The 26443-nt window shown below is 37.6% G+C and carries 23 protein-coding genes; 16 read left to right on the forward strand and 7 right to left on the reverse strand.

Annotated features, from left to right (window positions below):
* Positions 1-170: 170 nt before the first annotated feature.
* A complete protein-coding gene (locus tag C1634_RS05650; protein ID WP_109738023.1) occupies positions 171-1292 on the forward strand; it encodes an acyltransferase family protein in 1122 nt (373 codons plus the stop codon).
* Between the two features lie 225 nt (positions 1293-1517).
* Here the strand turns inward: C1634_RS05650 and C1634_RS05655 are convergent, their stop codons facing one another.
* On the reverse strand, positions 1518-2555 hold the full coding sequence (locus C1634_RS05655) for a serine hydrolase domain-containing protein (protein WP_103234603.1): 1038 nt from the start codon (positions 2553-2555) through the stop codon (positions 1518-1520).
* Between the two features lie 100 nt (positions 2556-2655).
* On the opposite strand from C1634_RS05655, the gene C1634_RS05660 reads away from it, so the two are divergent.
* Positions 2656-3168, forward strand: coding sequence for a hypothetical protein (locus C1634_RS05660; RefSeq protein WP_123921386.1), 513 nt, complete (start codon positions 2656-2658; stop codon positions 3166-3168).
* 329 nt (positions 3169-3497) lie between these two features.
* Here C1634_RS05660 and C1634_RS05665 read toward each other — a convergent pair whose 3' ends face one another.
* On the reverse strand, positions 3498-4961 hold the full coding sequence (locus C1634_RS05665) for a RagB/SusD family nutrient uptake outer membrane protein (RefSeq protein ID WP_103233363.1): 1464 nt from the start codon (positions 4959-4961) through the stop codon (positions 3498-3500).
* A 9-nt stretch (positions 4962-4970) separates the two neighbouring features.
* Positions 4971-7925, reverse strand: a complete 2955-nt coding sequence (locus tag C1634_RS05670) for a SusC/RagA family TonB-linked outer membrane protein (protein WP_103233364.1) — start codon at positions 7923-7925, stop codon at positions 4971-4973.
* Between the two features lie 763 nt (positions 7926-8688).
* On the opposite strand from C1634_RS05670, the gene C1634_RS05675 reads away from it, so the two are divergent.
* The 7 genes from C1634_RS05675 to C1634_RS05705 all read left to right on the forward strand — a co-directional run bounded on the left by C1634_RS05675 (position 8689) and on the right by C1634_RS05705 (position 15685).
* A complete protein-coding gene (locus C1634_RS05675; protein WP_109738025.1) occupies positions 8689-9600 on the forward strand; it encodes an SDR family oxidoreductase in 912 nt (303 codons plus the stop codon).
* A gap of 180 nt (positions 9601-9780) precedes the next feature.
* Positions 9781-10701, forward strand: coding sequence for an AraC family transcriptional regulator (locus C1634_RS05680; RefSeq protein WP_103233366.1), 921 nt, complete (start codon positions 9781-9783; stop codon positions 10699-10701).
* A 168-nt stretch (positions 10702-10869) separates the two neighbouring features.
* Positions 10870-11433, forward strand: coding sequence for a TetR/AcrR family transcriptional regulator (locus C1634_RS05685; protein ID WP_103233367.1), 564 nt, complete (start codon positions 10870-10872; stop codon positions 11431-11433).
* Position 11434: 1 nt separating this feature from the next.
* Positions 11435-12847 (forward strand): MFS transporter, encoded by a 1413-nt coding sequence (locus C1634_RS05690; protein WP_109738026.1) that lies wholly within the window; start codon positions 11435-11437, stop codon positions 12845-12847.
* The gene (locus tag C1634_RS05695) at positions 12847-13359 is read left to right on the forward strand and encodes a methylated-DNA--[protein]-cysteine S-methyltransferase (protein ID WP_103233369.1); all 513 of its coding nucleotides are present in this window, start codon (positions 12847-12849) and stop codon (positions 13357-13359) included. Before C1634_RS05690 ends, C1634_RS05695 begins: the two co-directional genes overlap by 1 nt.
* Before the next feature lie 14 nt (positions 13360-13373).
* Positions 13374-14054 carry a DNA-3-methyladenine glycosylase family protein gene (locus C1634_RS05700; RefSeq protein WP_103233373.1) on the forward strand — a complete coding sequence of 227 codons (681 nt, stop codon included), beginning with the start codon at positions 13374-13376 and terminating at the stop codon, positions 14052-14054.
* 122 nt (positions 14055-14176) lie between these two features.
* A complete protein-coding gene (locus C1634_RS05705) occupies positions 14177-15685 on the forward strand; it encodes an amidohydrolase family protein (RefSeq protein ID WP_103233370.1) in 1509 nt (502 codons plus the stop codon).
* A gap of 80 nt (positions 15686-15765) precedes the next feature.
* Here the strand turns inward: C1634_RS05705 and C1634_RS05710 are convergent, their stop codons facing one another.
* The 3 genes from C1634_RS05710 to C1634_RS05720 all read right to left on the reverse strand — a co-directional run bounded on the left by C1634_RS05710 (position 15766) and on the right by C1634_RS05720 (position 19083).
* Positions 15766-16977: a winged helix-turn-helix domain-containing protein gene (locus C1634_RS05710; RefSeq protein WP_103233371.1), complete on the reverse strand. Its 1212-nt coding sequence runs from the start codon at positions 16975-16977 to the stop codon at positions 15766-15768.
* A 114-nt stretch (positions 16978-17091) separates the two neighbouring features.
* Complete coding sequence (locus C1634_RS05715) at positions 17092-18054, reverse strand: zinc-binding dehydrogenase (protein WP_103233372.1); 963 nt, start codon at positions 18052-18054, stop codon at positions 17092-17094.
* 57 nt (positions 18055-18111) lie between these two features.
* Complete coding sequence (locus C1634_RS05720) at positions 18112-19083, reverse strand: alpha/beta fold hydrolase (protein WP_165835262.1); 972 nt, start codon at positions 19081-19083, stop codon at positions 18112-18114.
* 109 nt (positions 19084-19192) lie between these two features.
* Between C1634_RS05720 and C1634_RS05725 the strand changes: the two genes are divergently transcribed.
* The 5 genes from C1634_RS05725 to C1634_RS05745 all read left to right on the forward strand — a co-directional run bounded on the left by C1634_RS05725 (position 19193) and on the right by C1634_RS05745 (position 23435).
* Positions 19193-20041 (forward strand): LysR family transcriptional regulator, encoded by an 849-nt coding sequence (locus tag C1634_RS05725; protein WP_262509911.1) that lies wholly within the window; start codon positions 19193-19195, stop codon positions 20039-20041.
* A gap of 40 nt (positions 20042-20081) precedes the next feature.
* The gene (locus tag C1634_RS05730) at positions 20082-20987 is read left to right on the forward strand and encodes a helix-turn-helix domain-containing protein (RefSeq protein ID WP_103234431.1); all 906 of its coding nucleotides are present in this window, start codon (positions 20082-20084) and stop codon (positions 20985-20987) included.
* A gap of 75 nt (positions 20988-21062) precedes the next feature.
* On the forward strand, positions 21063-21899 hold the full coding sequence (locus C1634_RS05735; protein WP_103234430.1) for an SDR family oxidoreductase: 837 nt from the start codon (positions 21063-21065) through the stop codon (positions 21897-21899).
* A 97-nt stretch (positions 21900-21996) separates the two neighbouring features.
* Positions 21997-22554: a Crp/Fnr family transcriptional regulator gene (locus C1634_RS05740; protein WP_103234429.1), complete on the forward strand. Its 558-nt coding sequence runs from the start codon at positions 21997-21999 to the stop codon at positions 22552-22554.
* Between the two features lie 77 nt (positions 22555-22631).
* Complete coding sequence (locus tag C1634_RS05745) at positions 22632-23435, forward strand: SDR family oxidoreductase (protein WP_103234428.1); 804 nt, start codon at positions 22632-22634, stop codon at positions 23433-23435.
* A 57-nt stretch (positions 23436-23492) separates the two neighbouring features.
* Here C1634_RS05745 and C1634_RS05750 read toward each other — a convergent pair whose 3' ends face one another.
* Positions 23493-23978, reverse strand: a complete 486-nt coding sequence (locus C1634_RS05750) for a hypothetical protein (protein WP_103234427.1) — start codon at positions 23976-23978, stop codon at positions 23493-23495.
* Positions 23979-24286: 308 nt separating this feature from the next.
* Between C1634_RS05750 and C1634_RS05755 the strand changes: the two genes are divergently transcribed.
* Together C1634_RS05755 and C1634_RS05760 are read left to right on the forward strand one after the other, a co-directional pair.
* A complete protein-coding gene (locus C1634_RS05755) occupies positions 24287-25759 on the forward strand; it encodes a serine hydrolase domain-containing protein (RefSeq protein ID WP_165835263.1) in 1473 nt (490 codons plus the stop codon).
* Between the two features lie 12 nt (positions 25760-25771).
* Positions 25772-26398, forward strand: a complete 627-nt coding sequence (locus C1634_RS05760) for a S41 family peptidase (RefSeq protein ID WP_109738028.1) — start codon at positions 25772-25774, stop codon at positions 26396-26398.
* The last annotated feature ends 45 nt before the right edge of the window (positions 26399-26443 follow it).

Consider the following 26443-nt stretch of genomic DNA (forward strand, 5'->3'; position numbering starts at 1 on the left):
AAAATCTTAAGTGACATTATGGAAAAGTGATGTTAAATGCTTGAAATTAATGGCAGACAGCATTATTCATGATACAGATGGCAAATTTTGCTATTGATGTTAGATATCGTGTCGTCTAAACTCTTCATCAGAAAGTATACTGGAAATTGTCAACATTTGCATAAAAAATAATGACAGAACGTTCTGAAAGACTTTACGGATTGGATCATCTGAGAGCTGCTGCTATTGTACTTGTATTGATGTACCATTACCGCGCATTTAAACATCCTGACTGGATCGACAGTATCGGGGGATTTGGCTGGACGGGAGTGGATCTCTTCTTTGTTTTAAGTGGTTTTCTGATTTCAGGGCAGCTGTTTAAAGAGATAGAAAACAAGGGTGGAATCAGTTTGAAAGAATTCTATATAAAACGGTTTTTCAGGATCATACCTCCTTATTTTTTTACCGTATTTCTCTATTTTACGCTTCCTTTTTTCAGGGAACGGGAATCTTTATCCCCTTTATGGAAGTTTTTGACTTTCACACAAAATTACGGGCTGGATGTCATCAACCGGGGTACATTTTCCCATGCATGGTCATTGTGTATCGAAGAACAGTTTTATCTTATCCTTCCTTTGGTGCTTGTAACAGTACTGCCAACCAGATTATTTAAATATCTGGGATTGGTGATCATAGCGGTTATCGGATTTTCTTTAATGGCCAGATTGATGGCATGGAATGAATTGATCACAGAAGCAGATACCGCCTCCTCAGATTTCTGGAAATTATGGTACATGAAAATATATTATCCCACACATACAAGGCTGGACGGACTTGGGATAGGAGTTTTGATCGGCTATCTTATGCAGTATTCATCAGTATTTAAAAAAATGGTTGAAGCGAATGGAAATAAACTTTTCTTTCTTGGAATCATGCTGTTGGGAATCTCATTTTGGGTATGCAATGAACAGGCTTCCAAAACAGCTTCTGTATTGGGATTTACAATGGTGGCGGTAAGCTATGGAATAATCCTTATGGCAGCAATTTCAAAATCATCCTTCCTATACAGATCGAGGTCATCTATTACCGCTCAGCTGGCAGCTTTATCCTATGCTGTTTACCTTTCACATAAAGGGATTATTCATATGGTACAGGAATCTCTCCATTATTTTAAACTTGAAACGTCAGATAACATAAGCCTTCTTCTGTGTCTTTTCGCTTGTATTCTGGGGGGCTTATTCTACAGATTTGTAATAGAAAAACCCTTCTCTATAATTAAAACAAAAGTTTTGAAAAGGTATTATTCTTGCTAAAAATCTTTGATTTTTTTGCGCCTTAAAAAATGTAAGATCAAAAAAAGACTTGCGCCTTTGCATTTTCCAATTAAACCTGTTACTCTTTATATTTTTTTTGAAAACGCAAAGGCGCAAAATAGTATAAAATATCTGTTGTAAGGCGCAAGGATTTTATCTGAGATAAAATTGATGGCAGTATGTTTTAAGATCTCTGACAGATGCTTTATAGAATGATTTCTTGATTTACTTAAAGGTAATCGCTTTCAGGACTACATTCTTGATTGATGCTTCCTTAAAGCTCCAATATTCACTTTTTTCAGGCATCTGGTTTTCGAGGATAATCAAAGTGGTATCTGTAGAAGGAAAGTAGGCATTAAGGCAGGTGAATCCGTCACCAAGACCCGTTACAGCAAAATAATCTAAGCCCGCTTCTTTGATAAATCTCACATTATATCCGAATCCCATACTTTCTTTTCCAAAGACATTGTGCTGAGAGGTTGTAGAAGGGGTCAGCATCTGTTTTTGAAACTCCGGAGAGAGAAGTTTTCCTTTGAATAGTGCCTGGTCCCACTTTGCGAGATCCTGTACCGTAGAGATGACACCTGCAGCAGGAGCTAAATCATCATTCAGAAATGATTCTTTCACTTTTTCAAACTGATTGTTTTTGTTCATATAGCCGGGAACAAGAGCCTGCTTATTCTTGGTATTGTAAACAAATGTTTGATCCATTTTTAGCTTTTTGAAAAGAGAGTTGGCCAATTCTGTGAAGGTTTTTCCGGTCGTGTTTTTAAGAATTTCTCCCAACAGCCTATAAGAAAGATTACCATATTTGAATTGGGAACCGGTTTTGAAAGCGGTAGGTTTATTTATATCTGTAATACCGTGAGTATGATTCAGAAGGTGATGTATTGTAACCGTATCTGCCCAGGTCTGTGTAAGTGAGGGCAGGTATTTTTTTATAGGAATATGAAGGTTGAGTTTTCCCTGTTCAGCAGCCTGTAAAATCAGCACCGCGGTGATCTGCTTTGAATTTGACATGATTTCAAACTGGTCATCTGTTTTTAAAGAAACCTTCTTTTCAAAATCTCTGTAGCCATTAGATTTCAGATATTGTATTTTCCCTTTCTGGGCAACCAAAACAACCCCGTTGAATGGTAAAGGATTGGAAGCTGTTATAATGCTGTCGATTTTATGAGTATAAGTGTTTTTTTTCTGCGCTGCTGCAGTAATAGATAACAAGGTAGAAAATACACCTGTGAAAAGTAATTTTGTTTTGGTCATTGTTTATTTTTTATTGCTTGAAAACTGGGATGTGGGAATGAAAAAGATTCCAAATATATGTATTTCCTTTTATTCTAAATATTTTAATAAATTAGTTTCCATGAAAATTAAAATTATTAGCCTTTCTATACTTCTTGTCTCCATTATTTCCTGTAAAAAAGATAAAGAATATCCGAAATATGTTGAGCTGCAATCTGGGAACGGAGAATATTCTCTTTATATCAAAAATGGAACTTTTGAATTTTTAAAAACGGAGCATGTAAGTTATGACCAGATTATGACAGCTCCTTTTTCAGACGGAAAATATGAGGTTTCAGGGGATGAACTGATTTTAAAAAGCGGCAAAGGAAATCAATATATATTCAAAATTGGCAATGAATCTGAACTGATTCCCGAAAAAATGGATTCGTTGAAAGACCTGAAAGGATTGTTTCCAGTACAGATTCTTCACAATAATAAAATGCCGAAAGAAATGGGGCGCCTGGATTCTTTAGGAAGAAAAAATGCTTTGTGGCTTTATTTTAATGAAAAAGGGAAGGTAATCAACCAGCGGCTGTATAAAAACGGTGAGCTGGTAAAAGACAATTACAAATCTGATATTGTTATAAAATAAATAATTTGCAAGAGACTTGGAAATAAGCAGTATTCAATTTTATCGCAGATAAAATCTTTGCGCCTTGCAGCAGGCTTTTAATAGCATTTTGCGCCTTTGCGATTTTCCAAAAAAACATAAAGAGTAACAGGTTATATTGGAAATCGCAAAGGCGCAAGTTTTTTTAATTCTATGTATAATTTTAAGGCGCGAAAAAATCAAAGATTTTTAGCAAGTGAAAGTCAAAAAAATATCAGCACCTTACCTTAATCAATAAAAAAGGCACCATTTACAAGTAAATGGCGCCTCGTCACTGAATATATTTGAATGTAAAATTGTTTTTGGTTTATCTACTCATTCTGCTTGATTTGTGGGTTATTATTAATCTCTTTATTTGGAATCTGGAATCGGAATTTATCTGGTGTCAGGTTAAACCTTCCAAAAGTGTGATTCGTTCGTGTGTATACTCTTTCTAAAGGAGTATTTAATCTTTTCATATCAAACCATGCATAGCCTTCACCCCAAAGTTCTATCCTTTTTTGCAGGACAATTTCATTGATCAGCTCATTGCCTGATTTTGTAGACAGCGTGTAGGCCTTATCTCTTTTCGATGTAATGTCGAATAATACCTGTCTTGCTTCCGTTTCTCTTCCCTGTCTGGCAAGGGCTTCTGCTTGTATATAATACAATGAGGAAGCTCTGATGTAAATATAATCTCCTTCAAAAAGGGTAGGATCTTTGAACTTCCAGCTTACGTAAGGCGGATAATTTTTTGTTTTTCCGTTAAAAGTATAAGCGGCATTCTGACTGCCGTTGAATACTTTTTTACGGTAATCTGTTGCCGGGATCGCTTCATAAAGACGTTTGTCAATCAGCTTACGGATCTGTGCAGCACCGGCATATCCTTCGTTGGTATTATCAAACATGGAGAAGAATGAAGCATAATAATTTCCGATACTCATCGTGGAAATTGTATTATGAAAACCCCATATAACCTCAGGATTATTGATGTTGGAAAATCCGGTAGAGGTATAATCGTCCTCCGTCATAAGGGCAACGCCCTGCTTACTTTCTTCAGCGTATTTAATTGCTTTTGCGTAATCTCCGGTTTGCAAAAATACCTCAGCTGCAATGGCTTTGGCGGTTCTTTGATCTATCTGGGCTCTGGATGGGCGCGCATATGTATCTAAAAGACCAATAGACTCTTCAATATCTTTTTTGATTTGTACATATACTTCAGAAACCGTTGATCTTGGTAAACCCTGGCTTGGATTGGCTGCTGTAAGAACCAATGGAAGTCCCGGTTCAGACTGATGACCATTATAATCATTAGCATAGAAACGAACCAGATAAAAGTAGGAATAAGCCCTCAAAGCAAGCAGCTGTCCTGCGATTGCTCTGTTCTTTGCATTGGCATTTTTATTTAAATCATCAAGCAGCTTGTTGATCACAAATATTCTTGCATAAAAAGTAGTCCATACAATCTCAGAAGCGATATTGCTGGCATTGGTTGCCTCATAATTATAAAACATTCCCAAATGCTGGTTGGTAGACTGGATGACATCATTGGACATCAGGTCAGCTCCTGCTTTGACCCCCATGATTCCGAAATCTGAATGAACGGTAGTACCACCGGCCCCATTACTGCGAAGGTCAAGATATACGCCGCCCAGAATTTTTTCCGGAGTAGAAGAGTCGTTATTCAGCTGTTCACCGGAAATATCACCTTCCGGTAAGGTATTGAGATCATTGGCACAGCTGGCAGTAATAAAGCCTATGGCTGCCGCTGCTATAAAGTATTTTATTTTTTTCATTGCATTCTTTTAAAAGTTAAGTTTAAAGCCTAAAGAAACACTGGACAACAGAGAATATCGATATGAATCCGAAACTCCTGTCAACGAGGTTCTTGGATCGTATCCTTTTCTTTTAGACCACAGATACAGGTTGTTTCCCGTTACATAAATTTTAAGTCCTGATAAACCTGCTTGTTGTGCAAAACCATCAGGAAGCTGATAGGAAAGGGTTATATCCTGAAGACTGATATAATCTGATTTGATCAGATAAAGCGTAGAGTTTCCGTTTTGATTGGTTGCATTAAGATCTACCCTTGGTAAAGCGGCAGTTGGATTTTCTGGAGTCCATGTTTTATCAAGATCTGTAGAATAGTTAGAACCATAGCTGTCAGAATGGAATAAACTTCTGTATACATCATCATAACCATATCCGCCAAATTGATATGCAAAATTCACAGCCAGATTGAATCTCTGATAGCTAAAATCGGTTCCGAATCCACCATATACCTTCGGAATAGCTGATTTTCCGGTGTTATAGTCTGTAGCTTCCTTATAATTGTTGGTCACTGTTCTTTCCTCTTTCTGAGTGACAGGATTTATAGAGGTACGGTACCATAGAGCGTCACCATTGTCAGGATTTACCCCGGCAAATTCCTTAAGGAAATAAGTGTACCGGTCTCCTCCTTCTGCCAGAATAAACAATCCGGAAACTAAACCTGTATTTCTTTGTTCGGCTGGCAATCGGGTGATCTTATTCTTATAATGTGTGGCATTGGCATAAATACTCCACTGGAACTCATCACCACGAAGAATATCTACACTTATATTAGCCTGAACACCTCTGTTCGTCATATCTCCAATGTTTCCGTATTTTACATAATAACCTGCATTGGATGGAGGAAGAGGAAGGGTATAGATCATATCCGATACTTTCCTTTCAAAATAATCTGCATTCAAGTTTATTCTGTTTTTTAAAAGCGAGATTTCAAAACCGGCATTCAGGTTTTTGGAAGTTTCCCATTTTAAGTCTTTATTTCCCTGCTTTTTAAGAGATAGAACTGGTTTGTCATCCCCGAAATTATTAATTCCGTAGATATCCTGATAAGCATAATAATCTCTGCTGGAACCACTCAGAAGAATGTTGTCATTTCCCTGCTGTCCGTAAGAAGCTTTTAATTTTAAAGAATTAATGACAGTGTTGTCTTTAAGGAAATCTTCTTTTGCAATATTCCATGCCAGTCCCAGTCCATAGAAATTTCCCCATCTGCTTTCCGGAGAAAAGACTGAAGAACCGTCTCTACGGATATTGGCATTAAAGAAATATTTCCCGTCATAATTATACAGTAATCTCGTAAAATATCCTTCTACAGCATATTCATATCCGCTTCCTGATAAGTCGGTAATCTTCACGGCATTGTCAAAAGATTGAGAATTGGGTAATAAAAGCTGCTGTTTTGATCCTGAAAACCCATCGTCTTTTATCTTATTCAGTTCGTGCCCAACCAGAATATTAAAGCTGTGACTTCCCAACTTTTTCTGATAAGTAAGCAATTGCTGATGGTTCAGTGTATATTTAAAATTAGACCCTTGTGAAATGGTACCGCCTACAGAAGATGAAGTTCCTCCTTCGGTATTTCCGAACTGCAGGTTTCTGGTATTTTCGAGATAAGCACCAAAGTTATAAGTGAAATCTAGTCCTTTGATGATTTCGTAATTTAAACCAAGGTTAAGGTTGGTAATATTACTTATGATCTGAGACTTGTCTTTTTGAAGGTTCCCGACAGGGTTTTCAAAAACGGCATAAGATCTTGTAGCTCCGTTGGGTCCCTGACCGTCTCCATAGTCGTATAAGGCATTTCCATTATTGTCATAAAGCCTCTGATAGTTATCATCTCTAAGAAAGACAGGATAAAAAGGAGCAATATTTCTGGCAAACTGGAAAGGATTAGAAAAGCCTCCCGTTTCCCCAAAATCCTGCTTGCTGTAAGTATAAGATAAAGCACTTGTCAGCTTCAATTTTGAAGTAATAGAATAGTCTACATTCGATCTGATCCCGAATCGTTCAAAACCTGAAGAAATTAAATATCCTTTATCATCCAGATAATTAAGGGAAGTATATGATTTTACCTGATCACTATTGGCATTGATACCTACAGTCGCTTCTCTTCTCAAAGCCGGTCTGAAAAGCAGTTTTTTCCAGTTGTCCTGGTATAATAATTTGGCATCAGGATTGAAAGATCCATCTTTTGAAATCAGCTGGTTGAATGGTATATTATAAGCATCATATCCCAGTTTGTTTAGTGCGGCAAGTCCTACATCATGGGGACTAGGGCCGGAAGGAACAGCGCCCGGTTGTTTCAGTCTTGCAATCTCACCAATTCTGGCTCTGTTGTAATAGGCGGTATAATAATCCTGTGGAGAGGTATAGACTGAATAGTCTTCAATAGATCTGAAATTGACCCCGGTTCTTACATCTGCTTCAATACTCAACCCTTTGTTTTTACCTCTTTTTGTATTGACAATAATAACTCCGTTAGCCCCTCTGGAACCATATAAAGCATTTGATGAAGCATCTTCAAGAAATGAAATACTTTCAATATCCGATGACGCAATACTGTTCAGGTTTCCGCTGTACGGAATACCATCCAGTACAATTAGCGGGTCACTGGATGCATTGATAGAACCTATTCCTCTCATTCTGATGGTGGGCTGGGAGCCCGGTTGTCCGGAGGAAATCACCTGTACCCCTGCTACTTTTCCTCCAATTCCCTGAAGGATATTTCCGTTCTGAAGATTAGAAAGGTCTTTGGCCTTCAATGACTGTACAGATCCTGTGATTTCTTCTTTTTTCTGCTTTCCAAAAGCTACCACCACGACTTCTTTTATGGAGGTTTCCTTGGAAAGGCTGTCTTTACTTTGTGCAAAACCATATTCCGCGAATAGGAGTAAGGCCAATACACCAAGTTTGCATTGTTTCTTTTTCATTATATATTAATCTAGGGTTAAAATTGAACTGTGTATTACTGTTGATCTCTGTAAGAAAAAATGAGATTTCCTGCCTCCTTTTTCAGGGAGGTGGTAAGAAATAAAATATTAAAATTTACAGGAGATGTACCCGGATTAAATAAGCCTTGACTTTGGCTTTAATTCCTACAGTAATGAATGTATCTTTTAGAAAGCTATGACATCATTATTTTGCACATCATATCAAAGCACATATTTTGAGAAATACAGTTGTGCTGTGAATGGCATGACACTACAGAACATTGATGCTGTACAGGAGCTGCCGTCAGAAGGGTGCAATAGTAAGAATTAAAGGTATTCTTATTCATGAGAATAAAGTTTATGTTTTTTTTAACTGGGTCAAAATTATTTAATAATTGGTAAATCAGGATTAAAGAGGAGTATGAGATAAATCATATTAGTCTACTAAATTAGTAGGTTAATAAAATAAAAGATATTTTTATTGATTTATTTACCTGAAAAACAATAGGTTGTAGTTGAGTTAGAAAATGTTAAAAAATTATAAAAAAGAACCTTTTTCACGGTGAATTAAAATTAACACAATAAGTCTATTGATTTTGTAGACTTTTAATTTATTTTATAGCATGAAGAATGATAAGAGTAGGGATTAAGAGCTTTATCCTGGTATCCGCTCACATTCTTCTTTTGGTTAAGAAGAAGATAGATTCGGCGAAGTCTCTTTTAGGTACATTTCGGAATTTTACATCAACAAAAAATTAAAGAAATGAATATTGTTTTAACTGGTTCCATCGGGAACATCGGAAAACCGCTTACCAAAGAACTTATACAAAAAGGACATTCAGTAACGGTGATTAGCAGTAATGAAGAACGGGCAGGTTCTATCAGAGCGTTGGGTGCAAAAGCCGCTATAGGAAGTATGTTTGATGTAGACTTTCTCACAGAAACATTTACAGGAGCGGATATTGTCTATTTAATGGAAACAATGGAAGCGGCAGGTGATATGTTTGATAAAAACATTGATTTTATCGGAGAAATCAGTAGAATTGGACAAAATTACAAAACTGCCGTGGAACGTTCGGGAGTGAAGAAGATTATCCACCTCAGCAGTATTGGAGCCCATACAGATAAAGGGACAGGTATTATTGTATTTCATTATCATGTAGAACAGATTTTGAGACAATTGGCTTATGATGTTGTGATTAAATTCATTCGGCCTGTCGGTATTTACTTCAATATGTTTTCGTTCATTAATACGATAAAAAACAAAGGAGCAATTATTTCCAATTGGGGGGGAGATCAAAAAGAGCCCTGGGTTTCTCCATTGGATATTGCAGATGTTGTCGCTGAAGAAATGGAGAAACCATTTGTAGAAAGGGAAGTGCGCTATGTAGCCAGTGATGAGGTTTCTCCTGATGAAATTACGAAAGCGCTGGGAGAATCTATCGGTAAACCGGATTTAGAGTGGAAGGTGATTTCAGATGAAGAATTATTAAAAAACTGGCTTAATATCGGTTTCAATGAACAGGTAGCGAGAGGTTTTGTAGAAACTCAGGCAGCTCAGGGAAGCGGAATTCTCTATGAAGACTATTATCAGCATCAGCCTGTTTTAGGAAAAGTAAAACTGGTAGATTTTGCAAAGGAATTTGCTGCTGCTTATCATCATGATGAAAAGTAAATAGTGAACCACAAAAGTCACAAAAGATATACACACTTAAGTAAGCTTAAGAGAATATTTTGTGTAGAGTACGTTCACACAAGTTTTAAAAACCTTTGATTTTTTCTGTTAATTGAACTTCTAATGCTGATAAGGGAAATAATAAGGTGTCCTGTAAAAACAATTTGTAATTTTATAGACATGGAACGACGGGTTACAAAAAGAATAAAGAGTATCACAGAATTTCACCGTTCAAGAGGGCTGCCACCTCCCGAGCATCCGCTGATCAGTGTGATCGACTATAAAGATGTAAAGCGGCCTTCAGATATTGGAGAGGTCAACTGGATGCTGGATTTTTATCAGATTTCTTTAAAAATAGGAATCAATGGTAAGTTAAAATACGGCCAGCAGGAGTATGATTTTGATGAAGGAACCCTATTTTTCATTTCGCCCAATCAGGTTTTCAGAATTGAAGCGGAAGCAGGTCCCCAGGAAAAACAATCCGGTTGGATGCTCCTGATTCACCCTGATTTTCTGTGGGGAACATCGCTCGCTAAAACGATCAAACAATATGACTTTTTTGATTATTCCGTGAATGAAGCTTTGTTTCTTTCAAAAAAAGAAGAGCTTACCATCAATCGGATTATAGAAAATATTGAGCAGGAATACCATGCTGTGATTGATAAGTTCAGCCAGAATATTATCATTTCCCATATTGAAACATTACTCAATTACTCCGAAAGGTTTTATGAACGGCAGTTTATTACCAGAAAAATTACCCATCATACTATTCTTAACCGCTTAGAGTCCTTATTGGATCATTATTTTAGTGATAATGATTTGGTTTCAAAAGGATTGCCTACGGTTCAGTTTGTTGCCAATGAACTTGGGATATCTCCCAATTATCTTAGCCGTTTATTAACAACGCTTACGGGCCAAAGCACTCAGCAGTTGATCCATGAAAAACTGATTGAAAAGGCTAAAGAAAAACTCTCTACCACAGATTTATCTGTAAGTGAAATCGCTTATGAATTAGGTTTTGAGCACCCACAGTCGTTTACAAAACTCTTTAAAAGTAAAACACTTCTTTCTCCACTGGAGTTTAGAACTTCCTTTCAGTAAATAGGAAATATGACACTTTTATGATAAATATAGAACCCCAGCATCATTTATTTTTTAAATGATGCTGGGGTTTTTTAAGATCAAAGAAGACAAAATCAATAAAGCAGATAGAGAAAAGCTAAAACAATAAATAGACAACTTTGTCTATTTATTACATACCTTTGCTTCATGAAACAGAGAGGACAGGTTGTCATTGACAAAATTTTAGATACCGCAGAAAAACTATTCTACGAGCAAGGGTATAGTAATACAGGTATTAATCAGATCATCAGTGAATCTGATATTGCAAAAGCATCTTTGTATAAACATTTTGAAACAAAGACAGATCTATTGGTCGCCTATATCCAGCGCATGCATCAGCTTTGGTTTAGCAGGCTTGAAGCAAGCGTTAGCGAAGTGAGTGATCCGAAGGAAAAACTGCTGGCTATTTTTGATCACCATACCAAACGGCAGGAAATCAGGCAGTATGGAGGCTGTCCGTTTATCAAAGCCAATGATGAAGCAGGAACAAGCGATCCCAGGGTTTTAGCAGAGATTCAGGCTACAAAAGTTCACAGCAAAAATTTTATCAGGACTCTTGTTATGAATTCCGGTCACAAAAAGACTCTTACAGATGAAGAATTAACAGAAACAATTTATGTCATGCTGGAAGGCTCCATTGTCACCGCTTCTGTTTTTAAAAAGCCGGATGAAATACAATCTGCAAAAAAAATTATTCAAAAACTGATTTAAAATGAAACCCACAACCAATAAATGGCTGGAACTGATCATTGTTCTGGCTGCTCCCTTACTTTCCGTTATCGATGTATTTATTATCAATATCGCAATACCCACGATTAAAAAAGGAATTCATGCCACCGATGGCGAAATGCAGTTCGTGATTGCCGGATATCTTCTCGGGTATGCTGCTTTTCTGATTACAGGAGGCAGGGCTGGAGACCACTTCGGAAGGAAAAAAGTTTTCTTTTGGGGAATGTTTGCCTTTACCGTAGCATCCTGTTTATGTGGATTGTCACAATCAGCATTCCAATTGAACGTTACAAGATTTTTTCAGGGATTAAGCGCTTCATTTATGGTTCCGCAGACAATAGCATTCATTCAGGTGCTTTTTACAGATACCAAAGAACGGGCAAAAGCATTTGGATTATACGGAATTACTTTGGGTACAGCCGCTGCGATAGGGCAGGTGCTGGGGGGCTATTTATCAGATACACATTGGGTGATAGAAGGCTGGAGGCTGGTTTTCTTTATCAATCTTCCAATAGGAATCATTACACTTTGGGCCACACACAAATACGTTACTGAAACCCCCAGACATGAAAGTACAAAATTTGATTATACCGGAATACTCATTCTCACATTGGCTCTGTTTTCCCTTATCTATCCTTTGATTCAGGGGCGGGAGGCTGGATGGCCGTTGTGGAGTTTCGGACTGTTGGGACTGTCTTTTATGCTGTTTGTTATTTTCATTTATAATCAAAGAATGAAGCTAAGCAGAAGCGGAAACCCCTTGATTGATGTTAGATTATTTAAAATAAAAGATTTTAATATCGGATTAACGGCCGTTTTATTTCACTTTATGCTGCATACCGCCTATTTATTATTGAGTGCGGTGTATCTCCAGAATGGGCTTGGCATTTCAGCCCTTGATTCCGGGTTGTATTTTATCGCTCCGGGGATTTTATTTGTCGTTTCTTCTGTAATGGCTTCCCGTCTGATTATAAAATATGGAAAGAGAGTATTGCAGGTAGGCGTCCTTATTCTGTTTATAGCATTTTATCTTCAGATGACCCTTTGGAAACCGGGAATCAGTAACGGATTGGTAATAGGATTAATGGCAGCATGGGGATTTGGAAATGGTCTTGTGCTTCCTTCATTATTGAATATTGCCCTTAAAAATGTTCCTTCTCAATATGCGGGAGGCGCAGCAGGAATTTATTCCACTTTTCAGCAGACCGCTTCTGCATTAGGAGTAAGTGTTATTGGGGGAGTATTTTTCTATTTTTCAAAAGAAAGCTGGCAGACTGCTTACCACTTCGGAATTATTTGTATATTGATTTGCCTGGTTATGGTAGGCGTTATGCTGCAAGTATTACCAGGCTCTGAACCTGTAAGTGAACGCAGTAAAAAAATTATAAAAACATAATGAAAGATCCTGATGAATTGGTTTATAAAGATGTTTTGTCTCCTGTGGGACTGATCAAAGTGATTGCTTCTGATAAAGGACTTGTTGCGATCATCTGGGAAGGTGAAGACTACACAAGAACAAAGCTTTCTGCTCCTGTGAAAACAGAAGAGCATCCCATTATTTTGCAGGCAGAGAAAGAGCTTAAAGAATATTTTGAAAATAAAAGAACCATTTTTACCGTACCTCTTGATTTTAAAGGAACCGATTTTCAGGTTAAAGTTTGGACCGCTTTATTAAAAGTTCCATACGGTATAACAAAAACATACGGAGAACTTGCAAAAATCCTGGGTGATGTGAAAGCCGTTCGTGCTGTAGGGGGAGCTTTAAACAAAAATCCAGTATCCATCATTGTTCCCTGTCACAGAATCATTGGAGTATCGGGAAAACTGACCGGTTTTGCAGGAGGATTAAAAAATAAATTGATACTTCTGGATCTGGAAAGAGGATATGCAATGCCTTCTTTATTTTAATGAAAAAAGGAACGATGAATAAAAAAACAGATTCTGAAACCTCAGCAATTACGACAGAGGTTTTCCATTCAGAAAACTTCCATGAATTGTGCAATTATTTAGCAAACCGGGATCCTGATTTAAAATTAATTTTAGATACTCATGGATATCCACCAATGTGGACACGGGAAAATACTTTTGAAACGCTTGTTCATATTATTCTGGAACAGCAGGTCTCTTTAGCATCGGCTTTGGCAGCTTTACGGCAGTTAATAGAAAAAACAAAGACCATCACTCCGGAGCAGATTCTTGCGCTCAGCGATGAAGAAATGAGAGCCTGCTATGTAAGCCGCCAGAAAACGATTTATATCAGAGGGCTGGCACAAGCAATGATTAATGGAGAAATTAATCTTGAGAAAATGCCGGAAATGCCTAATGATGAGGTTCGCAAAACATTAATTCAACTTAAAGGAATCGGTAATTGGACTATTGATGTGTACTTAATGTTCACGCTTCAAAGAACAGATATTTTTCCTATTGGTGACCTGGCAGCTGTCAATGCTTTAAAACGCTTGAAAAACCTTTCTCCCAAGATGGGCAGAGAGGAAATCCTTGAAATGACAAAACAATGGGCCCCCTTAAGATCAGTCGCATCAATGATACTATGGCATTATTATCTGTCAGATTCCCGTAAAAAAACGAAAGTTCAGTTTTAAAGCACTATTGAAGGTTTTTAACAGAAAAATTAATATTATTTTTAAAACAGCTCTATTCTGCACAATTTTTGCTGTAACAAGCTACTTTTAACGGACACCCTTCCAATATAATATTATAATCTATGATGAAAAAATACCTTACTTATATAACACTTCTGGGAGCACCTCTATTTTGGGGTCAAAATAAAACAGTTGAAAAAACAGCCTATCAAGAGAACTGGCTGCAGGAAAAGCAGGGAAATGAAGCCTTAGCATTTGATGCTGACCTGCAATTGTCTGATGCCGAAATAGCTTTGGATAAAAAAATATTCCAGATTCGTAAGCAGTTTATCAGCGAAACAGAAGCGAAAAAAGTATCGTTATATAACAGTTCTTTCACTGAAATAAAACCAATGATAGAGAAGAGTAAGCTGTTTGAAATATTTCAGACGATGCCGAAAGGAGGTTTGCTGCATACCCACAGTGGAGGGATAACAGATGTAAAATGGGTTATTTCAGCTGCCAGAAAATACCAGGAATGTTATGTGTACGATCAGAAAGACAATGACCAATTCATTACTGGACAACTGGGTTTTTTTGAAAAAGGAAAAGTTCCGAACGGATTTGTCAGTCTGGATAAAAAACTGAGCTCAGATCCTGGTTTTGAAAAACAGCTACAGGAGCTTCTTACCCTGAAAAGGGATAACCTCTGCTCTTACACAGATTATTGGATTGAATTTGAAAAACGTTTTAAACGAATCAGCCTGCTGCTGCCTTATCGTCCTTTCTTTAAGGAATATTATTTGAAAGGCTTTCAGGAACTCATAAAAGATAAAGTTCAGCATGTAGAGATCCGATTTATCTTTGACGAGCTTTACGACTTTAAGAATGGAAAATATCCTTTAAAAACATCCATTACAGATCTGCAGGATGTTGTTAAAGAAATACAGAAGTCTGATCCGCAGTTCAGCTTGAAGTTGATCTATTCCAGCTTTAAATTTTTAGATACTGAGAATATTGATAAACAACTGGAAATGGCTTTCGAGTTGAAGAAAAGTTTTCCCGATATGATCACAGGTTTTGACCTTGTGGCAGATGAGGCTGCAGGACACAGTATTAGCTTTTTTGAGAAAAACTGGACCAAACTGAAGGAACTTAATAAAAAGTATGGGATGGAAATGCCTCTTTTCCTTCACGCCGGAGAAAGCAATTCTATCTTTAATGAAAATGTTCTGGACATCGCTCTTCTGGACAATAAAAGAATTGGCCATGGCCTGAATCTGATTTATTTCCCAAAAACAATGGAACAGATCAGAAAACAAAATAAACTGGTTGAGGTAAGCCCGCTCAGCAATCAGATTTTGGGATATGTGAGCGATCTGAGGAATCATCCTGCAAGAGTTTTACTGAGCAATGGTGTACAATGTTCCATTAATAGTGATGATCCTTCAGTGTACGGATATACAGGCCTTAGCTATGATTTCTGGGTAGCTATAGTGTATTGGGAACTGGATCTGAGAGCATTGAAAAAACTGGTTTTTAATTCGGTTAATTATTCTTCTTTGAACGACAATGAGAAAAAGAAAGCAATAACTTACTTGAATCAGCAATGGAATGATTTTGTCCAAAAAACGAATCAGAAATTAAACTAAACTTAGAAAATAAAATCGCATTATGGAACTCATGATGCGATTTGTCTTTTAATAGAAATATTGATGTGAGATAAAAGGAATTACTTTTTTAAACCGAATTTTGACAATCCCTTTTTTACAGTTGGGTTCAATTTTGCCGGGCTTACTTTTGTAAGGAATAAAGACTCACAACCATTGAAGATGGCAAAACGATTTACTGTTTCTATAAAAGGTTTAAGCCAAGATTCAATGTCTATCGTAGTGTTTTCAATATGCAAATGGATCAACTCCAATTTTTTTTCCTTTCTGTGAGCTTTGCAGTCAACTCTTCCGATAAACTGATCACCAAACAGGATAGGCAGACAGAAGTAACCGTATTGTCTTTTTTCCTTTGGAACATAGCATTCCAACCTGAAATCAAAATCAAAGATCTGTTTGATCCGGTCACGATGGATAATGGAATTATCAAACGGAGACAGGAGCTGTATATTGGAATCCGCCGTATCAAATGTCTTTTCAAAAAAACCGTTCTGAACAAAGACGGAAGGCAATCCTTCTATTTTGATTTGAGATATTAATCCTTCGTCAAGCATCGTTTGTAATACCGTATTGACATTTTGTTTTAAATCATTTCCAGTCCTAAGATGGGTGATCTGTTTTAAAGTCGTAAATCCATACGCCCGGAGATTGGTTTTTACTAAATATTCCGCAAACTCAAGCTGAGAAGGTTCTGTGGTATCGATGAAAGAAGGTAAAACTCTTTCGGTAAGATCATACGTTTTCTGCATGCCGGAACGTCCGCTGATCATCAGGTCACCTTGCATAAAAAGTCTTTCCAGGGCTAGTTTAGCAGGTTTCCAATTCCACCAGCTTCCTGCCTTATGGCTTTCGTTTTCAAAATCTCTTGCTCTTTTAGGACCTTCATTACGGATGGTATCGATGACATATTCCATCATTTTAGGATCAGCATTGTAGTAGCGGGATTCACCTCGTTTGATGGTAAGCATTTGGGGCAAAGCATAGCGGAAATCCCGTATAGGAAGATAAGAAGCTGCATGAAACCAATATTCAAATACTTTACGCTCTTCTACCAGCTCTTCCAGAAAATCTGCCTGAAAATCAGGGATTCTCGTCCATAAAGTATGATGATGGGCCCGTTCCACCATAGACAAAGTGTCAATCTGTACGTATCCGAGATGCTCCAAAGCATGAAGAACAGCATTCTTTCCAGTTCCGAACGATGCGTTTTGTGTGAGCCCCTGGCTGTCTAATGTTGCGCGCTTTAAGTGCTCTAATGCCAACTTCTTTTCCATATTTTAAATTCGAAGACAACAGGTTTCTGATGTTTCTTTCAAATATAATAAAAGCTTGGGCAAATATCGAAGATATTTGCCCAAGCTTTCTGTGAACCTCCTTCGAACAGATTCTTACAATGTCAACACAATTTTTCCAAATAAAGGTCTGTCCCGTTTTGCATCTTCTATTCTTTGATGGGCATTTTTTATCTCTTCAATCGGATATATGCTATCGATAACAGGTTTTACTTTTCCGGTTTCAATTAATTGGGTTATATGATAGAGCTCATCCCTGCTTTGTCGGGTAAAAACAAAATGGTAAGTCGCATTTTTTTCCCAGGCATGAATAAGGTTTTGTGACTGGGCGATATCAACCAGCGTTACAACGGTTCCATAGTCAGCCAAGGCAAGCGGACTGTCTGAGAGAGTACTTCCTCCTACAGTATCAATAATGACATCCACTCCTTTTCCTTTCGTATGTACTTGTATTTCTTCAATCCAGTTTTTTTGATGATGGTCAATAACGACATCAGCTCCCAGATTCTGAAGTTTTTCATGTAAAACACTCTGCCCAGTTGTATATACAAAAGCGCCTAATGATTTGGCGATCTGTATCGCAAGTGTTCCCACCCCGCCTGCACCGCCAAGGATGAGAATAGTATCTCCTTTTTTCAACTGAGCCCGTACCACGAGCATTTCCCATACCGTTCCTCCAATAAGCGGAACAGCTGCAGCTTCCTCATAACTGATGTTATCAGGCATTCTGGACAATGACGATTCTTCTGTCAGATGATACGCTGCATAACTTCCGGAGCTGCCAAAACGAGGTGAATAATAGACTTTATCACCGGGTTGCCATTTTTTAACAGCTTCACCCACTGCTATAATATCACCAGCAATATCATGCCCGGTTATAATCGGCAGTTCAAAAAAAGATACATAATCACCCCGTCTTACCTGGTAATCAAGTGGATTTACTGAGGTTGCTCTTACTTTTACCAATACTTGTGAAGGATCTGTGATAGTAGGAATAGGCATTTCGGTCACCTGCAGAACTTCCGGACCTCCATAGTTTTTTATGACAATTGTTTTCATATAGTGATGTTCCTGTATTTTTTAGTAATTGATTTGCTAGTTTATAGATTCTATGAGCTATTTCGGCAATGTTCCCATAAATTCTACTATTTCAGCACCAATCTCTACAGCATGTGTTTCCAGGGCAAAGTGTCCGGTGTTATAAAATTTTAGTTTCGCATTTGGTATATCCTTTTTATAAGCTTCTGCTCCTGCAGGAAGAAAATAAGGATCTTTATTTCCCCACACCAATAATAATTTAGGCTGATACTTTCTGAAATATTCATGGAACTTAGGATATAAGGCTAAATTGGTTCTGTAATCTTTCACTAAGTCGAGTTGTATCTCTATATTCCCCGGTCTGTCAAGGAATTTTTGATCAAGAGTGTAAGATTCCGGTGCAATTAAAGAAGGATCGGAAACACCATGATAATATTGAAATGTAGTAGCTTCCTTAGAAACGAAATCTTTTAACGCAAGGCGGTTTGCCTGTGATGGTTCCTTCCAGTATTTCTGTATGGGGTTCCATTCACTGCTTAATCCTTCTTCATAGGCATTTCCATTTTGCGAAACGATGCCTGTGATCTTTTCCGGGTTATTCATGGCCAGGCGCAAACCTACCGGAGCTCCATAATCAAAGATATAGACTGCAAAACGTTTCATCTCAAGTTTGTCAACAAATGCCTGCACTGTTTCCGCCAGATTATCAAACGTGTAAGAGAATTGCGTATGATCCGGAGCATCAGAATATCCAAATCCAGGGAGATCAGGTGCTATGACATGGTATTTTTTGCTCAGTAGGGGAATCAGGTTTCTGAACATATGAGAAGAGGTCGGATATCCGTGCAGAAGGAGAATGGTAGGAGCATCAGCAGGACCTGCTTCTCTGTAAAACAGGTTTAAATCATTGACCTTGATGTTGCGATAGTGGATGGGTTGGTTTTCCATAATGTAATTATTTAATTTTTGATGAGATTGTGCCATTGCCACATTGGTTGTAAGTAGGCCCAGTGACAAGGCTGTAATGAATTGTTTGAATATTATTTTCATGTATTTTTTTTGATAGGTCAAAATTAATACGGATATTTGATTACTGAAAACGATTAATTGTAATCAATTGAATCACTTTTAATGATTAATTAAAATGAATATAAATGATTTGAAAATATTTGAAGCCGTAGCCGAAAGTGGAAGTTTTACAAAAGCTGCCACTATGACATTTACGGTTCAGTCTAATGTTACAGCAAGGATAAAGAGTCTTGAAGAAGAATTTGATACAAAACTTTTTTCACGTACCTCGAGAAAGGTAGAACTTACTTCCGAAGGAATGATCCTGATGCAATACTCCAGACAGATTCAGCATTTGGTGGAGGAGGCGAAGCATAATATCCAAAGCGGTGAAAATATCCGGGGAAACTTGAAAATAGGCTGTATCGAGACTACGATGGCATTAAAAGTGCCTGAAATTCTCAACACATTTGATGAAAAATATCCCGATATTGAGCTGGAATTTAAATCAGACTCAAGAGATTCCATCCTATCTGATGTGCTGGATTACGCCCTTGATGCGGCTTTTGTTGCGGCTCCTGTGAATGCGAAGGGATTGGAAAAAATTTGTATTAAAGAAGAAAAGCTTGTTATTCTGACATCTTCGAAAGGTCCCGGTCTCCAGACCCTTATTGAAAAAGAACCCTTAAAGATTGTGGTATTTGATGAAGGATGTATTTTCAGAGAAAGATTAGAATCCTGGTTAAGCCATAAAGGAATTCTCAACTACAAAAGTACGGTTCTGAATTCTATTGAGGGAGTGATCAATTTCGTAGAAGCAGGGTTGGGAGTCAGCATATTGCCGGAAGAAGTGGTCTCGAAATATTACGCAGGAAGAGAAATTAAGACATATGGACTGAACAAGCAGCTGGGAATAATGAATACGATTCTTGTTTTTAGAAAAGACGGCCCGCAGTCGAGAGCTTTGCAGTGTTTCATCGATATGCATTTGGAGATATAAAAAGAAGTAAGCACCCATTATAACAGGAAAAATAAAGGCTATGGCAAAAACGACCGAAACCCTTGATGAGTTTTACAGACATAAATATGGCGCCGTATCGGGAGACTATCCTAAAAATGACGGACAGTTTAATGTCTTTAGAGTTGAAGACAGAATAAATACCGGCACTTCGTCGCCCACCTTTATCCGGAGAGATTTTTATAAGATCATGCTGTTTCAGGGTAACAATATATTTCATTATGGAGACCGGAGCATTCCGATAATAGGGAGTACGTTGCTTTTCTTTACTCCTCATGTGCCTTATACGTATGAATCTTTAGAGGAAGATACTAACGGCTGTTTCTGTGTTTTCAAAGATGAATTTTTTAAAGGGAATTTTCGTTTAAATCTATTTGAATTTCCTTTGTTTACAGCAGGTACATATCCTGTTTTCAGTTTAAAAGAGGAAGAAGCTTCAGAAATAAAAACAATATTTGAAAAGATCATCAAGGAGATTGATTCAGACTTTGTTTATAAATACGACCTTATCAAAAATTATGTCAGTGAATTAATCTATTATGGGATGAAATTACAACCTGTCAATAGTATTTCTGACCATAGCAATGCCGCTTCAAGAATTACCATTGTATTTATGGAATTGCTGGAACGTCAGTTTCCCATCGAATCTACTGCACAACGTTTTGAATTGCGTTCTCCAAAAGCTTTTGCTGATAGAATGTCTATCCACGTCAATTCCCTCAACCGCGCTATAAAAAAACAGACGGGAAAAACCACTTCAGAGCATATCTTTGAACGGCTTACCTCCGAGGCCAAAGTTCTTTTAAAATATACGGAGTGGAATATTTCCGAAATCAGCCATGTGCTTGGCTTTGAAGACCAGGCTCAGTTTAATAACTTTTTTAAGAAACAGACGGGAAGCAGCCCAAACAGTGTAAGACAGGTTTGAATTTGACAATTATTGGTTTGTATATCACAAAATAGGTTTTGATGCTTAAGATAATTTTGCATAAAAATAGAACATATGAGTCATACAAAAATCTGGTACATCACTGGAGCATCGAAAGGGATGGGGTTTTCATTAGTAAAAAAGCTGTTGGAAAAAGGACATAAAGTAGCAGCCACCTCGAGAACAGTTACAGCTTTTGAAGGATTGGATGCCGATCCGGACAATTTTCTTCCCTTGGAAGTGGATTTAAAAGATGAACAGTCTATCGCACAATCCATTGAGAAAACAATAAAGCAGTTCGGGCATTTGGATGTGGTGGTCAATAATGCAGGCTATGGACTAGGTGGAGCCATAGAGGAACTCAGTACTGAAGAGATTGAAGAAAATTTTCAGATCAATTTTTTTGCAGTGTTAAAAGTGATCCGGCAGGCATTGCCCTATTTAAGGAATCAGCGTTCCGGGCATATTATTAATATTTCATCCATTGCAGGTTTTACTCCGGGATTGGGATGGAGCATGTATTCTGCTGCAAAATTTGCTGTAACGGGATTGTCAGAAGCTTTGGCTAATGATCTGAAGCCATTGGGAATCAATGTAACAGCCGTTTTGCCGGGATGGTTTCGTACCAGCTTTGCTAAGCCGGATTCTATTGCTTTTGGCGAAAATCAGATCGATGATTATCGATTCCTGCGAACGGCACATAAGAAAATGAATGAAATAGACGGGAAGCAATTGGGAAACCCGGAGAAAGCTGCTGCTGTTTTTATGAAACTGGCAGAGGTTTCAAATCCGCCGGTATTATTCTTCTTAGGAACGGATGCAGCCCAGAGAGCAGAAAACAAAATTGCGGAATTATCTGAACAGATACAGCAGTGGAAAGCGCTTTCTTCATCCACAGATTTTAAAGAATAGATATTCAATAGGGGTTCATTGCATTTTTCATTCCCTTCAAAAGCACTTTTTACCAAATGGTAAATATTCCCCGATAAGTATTGCTAACTTTGTTATAATGAAAGAGTTTATAGAATACATCCTACAGTTTGGTCATCTGAACCAGCAGCAAATTGACCTCATCACAAGCAAAGCAAAAGAGATTGAGCTGAGCAAAGATGAGTATTTTGCAGAGGCAGGAAAAGTCCTTAGGCAGGTAGGTTTTATTCTTGACGGAATCATTCGTATTTGCTATTATAACAATAAAGGAGAAGAAATTACCAAGATCTTTATTGAAGAAAAACATCTGCTCTTCAATCTGAAAAATGTGCCTTCTACAGAATATATACAGGCAGCAACCCATTGCAAAATGCTCGTTTTTTCTAATCAGGATTGGAAAGAAATTTCAGATACAATCATAGATTGGGAAAACATCATTCAAAAAGTGACGAATAAAGCACTGGCCCAAAAACTGGAAAGAGTAAGCCCGCTGATCTCTCAGGATGCTACCACCCGTTATCTGGAATTTATGGAAAAATATCCGACTCTTGTCAATCGTATTCCCTTGTCATACATCGCTTCTTATCTGGGGATTACTCAGCAGTCATTAAGCAGAATAAGAAAAAATATCCGTTAGACTGCTTTTTACCAAATGGTAAACAGGTTCTTTTTTTATCGGTGCAACTTTGTGGCATCACTTTTAAAAATTAAAAAATGAACCCAACAATTTTCATTACAGGAGCCTCTTCAGGATTAGGAAAAGCAACGGCAAAACTATTTGCTGAAAAAGGCTGGACGGTGATTGCAACGATGCGAAACCCTGAAAAGGAAACTGAGCTTACTGCATTTCCCAATATTCATCTTCTAAAGCTGGATATCAGCGATCCGGAGCAGGTGGCCGGAATAGCTTCAAAAGCAGAAGGAATAAGTCCGGTAGATGTAGTACTGAACAATGCTGCATATGGGCTGATGGGACCTTTTGAAGGAACCACTGACGAAGAACTGGTACAGCTCATCAATACTAATTTTTTAGGAACAATGCTTATTACCAAGGCATTTCTTCCGTATTTCAGAACCAGAAAAAAAGGAACTGTCATTACAGTAACCTCATCCACAGCCAATATTCCTTATCCGTTCGTTTCTGTGTACGCCGCCACAAAATCTGCATTGGAAAAATGGTCCGAAGGAATGAGCTATGAATTAAAAGAGTGGGGAATTAGGATCAAAACCGTAGTTCCTGCTTATATGCAGACCAAGTTCGGAAGCAATGCACAAATGGTTTCTCATCCGGATTATGAAACGGTTTTTACTCAATATATAACGGCCATGAGGGGAGATTCAACGGCAAAACGGGATACTCCTGAAACCATTGCCGAGGTTGTTTATACAGCAGCAACAGACAATAGACAGCAGCTGCATTATATGGCGGGTGATCTTGCTAAAGCAGAATATGAGTGGCTGAAGAAAGAAGGAATAGAAACGGTAATCAAAGAGATGAATCAGCGGTTTTTTGGCTGATTATGGTATAAAAAAGTCGCCAGTTTTTCAGCTAGCGACTTTTTTATGTTAAGCCATTTATTTCTTAGGAGTCAAAGAAAAATTATCTACATACACCGCCTGGTGTACGCCGTTCAGTAAAACTTTCAGACCCAGGTGGGTATCTTTTTTTATAGAAATGGTATAGGTTTTCTTCTCCCCTGTTATTTTGGATGCTTTAGCGATTGAAGCGTATGATTTTGCATCGGTTGCGCTGCCTACTGAGAAAATTTCCAGAGTAGTTTCTCCTCCGTTGTCCGAAATATCAAGGCTAAGGGTATAGGTTCCTGCTTTTATTTCCGGAGTTACCAGATACATATTCTCACCAGGATTGGTCATAGAATAGAAAATGATCTTTTTGTCACTGGCATACAGCATTGCTTTTCCGCCCTGGGCTGTCCAGCATTTGTTCATATCCTTCCATGTATCAAAATTTTCTGCTATTGCAGATACAGGTTTGCATTGTGCCTGTGCAGTCATCAGCCCTCCCAGAGTCACCATTCCTGCCAATATGATTCTTTTCATAAGTTATTTATATTATCATGTAAAAATACTTAAAAAAGCTTATATCTGCGGTATTCTGTGTGGTAGAGTAGTAGAGAATTTCAAAGATTTTTTTTAATACTGTCTTTAAAATAGACAAAAGTAACACGCCTGTTTTTCATTGTAAATTGTTGTATTATAGTAATTTGTAATTACTCGTACTCTTTTTATTAAAGATTCGTACTTATTTTTCCGGATAATTGGGATCGATTACTTTTATTCGGTCGCATACCTTCAGCGTCTTCCACATCTTTGTATCGAAATAAATGTTTAAACCAAAAAACGATACAATGAAAAATAGCTTTTATATCCTAATTCTTATAGTTCTGCTTTCAAGCTGCGGAACAAGTCACAAACTACTTTCAGAAAAAAAAGACTACAGCTTTCTTACAGATAGCTTACATGCAGAACAGCAATTGGAGAAGTATAAACTTCCAGGATTTAGCCTTGTCGTTTTTGAAAATTATAAGATTGTATATTCTAATCAGGTTGGAGTGAAATCTATGAATTCTAAAGAAAAGCTAGATGAAAATACGGCTTTTTCCACTGCCTCCATTTCAAAATCAATAACAGCGCTTCTTTGTCATATTCTTGAAGAGAAAGGTTTCATCAATTTGGATGACCCAATAGATCAATATTTAAAACGATGGCATCTGCCAAAAAGTAAGTTTACTGAACATAACAGCCCTACCTGGAGACAGTTTTTCAATCATACAGCGGGTACAAGCCAGGGCGGATTTGCAGATTATTATGAAGGAGATGCTATCCCAACTCTAAAACAAAGTCTTTTAGGGCAGATCCCAAGATACAATAATAAGGAAATTGAATTTCTGTTTGTACCGGGAACTGATTTTCAATATAGCGGTGGGGGCTATGTAATTGTACAAATGGCTTTAGAAGACACTTTGAATAGATCTATTGCAGAGCTTGCACAGAAATATATTTTTTCACCGCTTGGTATGAAAAACACGACCATGATACAGCCTAATGAAAAAGGATTTCTAACGAATGTCGCTTTTGCTCATGATAAAGAAGGGAACGTGATAAAAAAAGGTTTACCTATTACGCCACAGGTTGGAGCGTCGGGAGTATGGTCTACTCCTACAGATTTGGCTAAACTTTCTATTGAGATACAAAATGCTTTACGTAATAAGAATAACAACGTGATTTCTCATCAGGTCGCAAAAAAAGTAACGCAAGTAACGGCTTTGAAAAATGCTGTTGGCGGCTGGAGCTATGGATGGCAAAAATCTGTTGCCTATAACAACTATGACTGGTTTATGTGCAGTGGTTCCAATACAGGAGTGGGAGGTAATATTCTTGCAACGATGGAAGATGGAAATGGGATCGTAATTCTGGCGAATGGTGAACAACCTAATCGTATTCCGGTAATGAATGACGCCCGTATAAAGATTCTGAAATTGATGGACTGGAATAAGAAAATAGTCCATGAAAACAGTCAGGAGATCCCTTCAAATCTCAAAAAACAACTCATCGGAACGTATAACGATTTTCTCTATGGGCAGGGAATGGAAACAAAAATTGTAGAGAAGAATAACCGACTCTATGTGCAATCGCCATTTTTGGAACATTTTAAAGGGAAAAATGCGAATGAGCTGTTGTATCTGAAAAATGGAACCTTTAAAATTGTAGATTATCCGAACGTCTTAAAATTCGATTTTAAGAATGGAAAGGTAAGTTCTGTCACCTTAACAAGAGATGCTCTGGAGACCACAATTGACATCACCAATAAAAATAAATAAATACCAATTTCTATGAAAAAGTTACTGACAGGGATTTTCCTTTTTCATTCCCTCGTATCTTACGCACAAAGGGATGATCAAAAAATGGTTCTTTCTGAAATCACAGAAAAAGTGAAGCATTATTATGTTGATAAAGAAGCTTATAAAAAAGTAGATTCTTCATTTCAAAGTGAGGTTAAAAAAGGAACTTTTAAAAAGTTGAATAAAAATGATTTTGCAGCGCTTCTCGCGAAGAAATTGCGATCGGATATAAGAGATCAGCATTTTTCCTTTAGATATCTCGAAAACTACAGCCCCGAAAAGGTGGTTGATGAGAAAGAAAAGAAAAAGCTGCATGATTTTCACAACAGCCTCGAAAATTTTGGTTTTGAAAGCGTTCAACGATTAGAGGGAAACATTGGGTACATTAATTTTAAAGGCTTTGCTTCCTCAGAATCCAGTGCAGGGACATTGGCTGCAGCCATGAATTTTGTTGCCAATACCAACGCTCTGATTATTGATCTTAGAGAAAATCAAGGTGGTGATAATGATATGCTTCTGCTATTCTGCAGCTATTTTTTTGATAAAAAACACTATAAGAAAGCAAAAGTAGGCAAAATGATTAAAACAACAGATAGTCAATGGTTTAGGAATCCATAGGAATGATTTGGAACTTGGTGTCCCGGTAGATTTAGACTTGAAATA

It is taken from the genome of Chryseobacterium viscerum (genome assembly GCF_002899945.2).
Taxonomy (GTDB): Bacteria; Bacteroidota; Bacteroidia; order Flavobacteriales; family Weeksellaceae; genus Chryseobacterium; species Chryseobacterium viscerum.